Below are 1331 nucleotides of genomic sequence, written 5' to 3' on the forward strand. Positions count from 1 at the left end.
GATTGGTGAGCCATACGACTTCATCATTGCCGATTGCCCACCGAACCTTGGAATGCTCGCCTTGAATGCAGCGATAGCGTGCCCCGAGATTCTTATCCCGGTGGAACTCGCTCCCCTGGCGATGGCAGGTGCCTTGTCTCTGAGGCGTTACCTGGACGAAGTGCGTGAAGACAGTCAGGAGAAACTGCGAGTTATGGGAGTCCTTGGGACGTTCTACGCAGAGGGGGAGAAGAAGCCCCGCGAGGCCCTGGAGCTGCTGACAAAGATTTTCGGAGACAAGCTCTTCGCGACGCACATTCATGAAAGTGCGGCTACCCGAGACGCGTCAGGGCAAGGGGCGCCTGTAATCCTTCGCAAGCCGAAGGACCGGGCCGCGCTCGAATACTCAAAAGTGGTTGACGAGGTGTTGAGCCGAGGCGCACCGACGTCGGGCAAGGAGGTTCCCCGTGGCTAAGGCGACGACGCCGGCCGTTGGTTCGCTGGATGCTGCTCTTCACGCGGAAGCAGCTCGTGCGCGCACGCCTGATGCGCCTGAGGAGGGCATCAAGCATGGGGCACTTCTGAATGTAGAGACTGGCCTCCTTGACCCCAATCCCCACCAGCCGAGGAAGTGGATTGACCCGAGGAAGATTGAGGAACTCGCCACATCCTTTGAGGAGATTGGGCAACTCCAGCCAATTGTCATCGCGCCATACAGGGGGAGGTTCATCATCATCGCTGGCGAGACCCGTTGGCGAGGCATGCTGCTGGCCTACTCCCGCGCGAGTGAGAGCGATAAGGGAAAGTTTGCCACAATCGCCGCAGTCGTCAGGGTTGGTGGTGGCGAGACAGGCATGGCCGTGGATGCGTATACCGAGAATGAAAAACGCACCGACCTCAATGTGATGGATGCAGCCGCTGCCCTCGCAAACATCCGGGAGCTTGAGCAGCTTAAGAAGGCGACAGACGTTGCTAAGCTTGTTGGTGACGACGCGCGCAAAGTTCGGCGCCTCCTTGCGCTTTACGACAACGCGCCCCCGGTGATTCATGCCGCCTTGCGCGGGCAAGACCTCGCCCGATTCCTCGTCAAGGAAGATGAAGGCGAAAAGGTCAAGGACGATCCGCGCGCCGCGCGAGACAGCTCCCGAATGCTGGGGCGAGACGTCGCAGAGGAGTTGGCGAAGCTTTGGGCGCACCTAACAAAGAAGGATGCCTCCACCGCAACCATGAATACGGCCAAGGTCTGCTTGGTCGTCATTGACGAGAGCTGGCCGTTGACACGTGTCATCGACTACGTGAAGCGAAGGACTGCGGAAAGCACGCCGGCCGCTCGCGGTCCGACGCCCCTGTAT

General features: G+C 59.9%; 2 protein-coding genes. Both read left to right on the forward strand.

Features of this window, described 5'->3' with window-relative positions:
* On the forward strand, positions 1–454 hold a 454-nt coding region (locus D7V88_RS41530; protein WP_158625281.1), incomplete at its 5' end, for a ParA family protein.
* On the forward strand, positions 447–1331 hold an 885-nt coding region (locus D7V88_RS41535; RefSeq protein WP_120545964.1), incomplete at its 3' end, for a ParB/RepB/Spo0J family partition protein. The genes D7V88_RS41530 and D7V88_RS41535, both read left to right, overlap by 8 nt.

Origin of the sequence: Corallococcus terminator (assembly GCF_003611635.1) — a bacterium.
Classification (GTDB): domain Bacteria; phylum Myxococcota; class Myxococcia; order Myxococcales; family Myxococcaceae; genus Corallococcus; species Corallococcus terminator.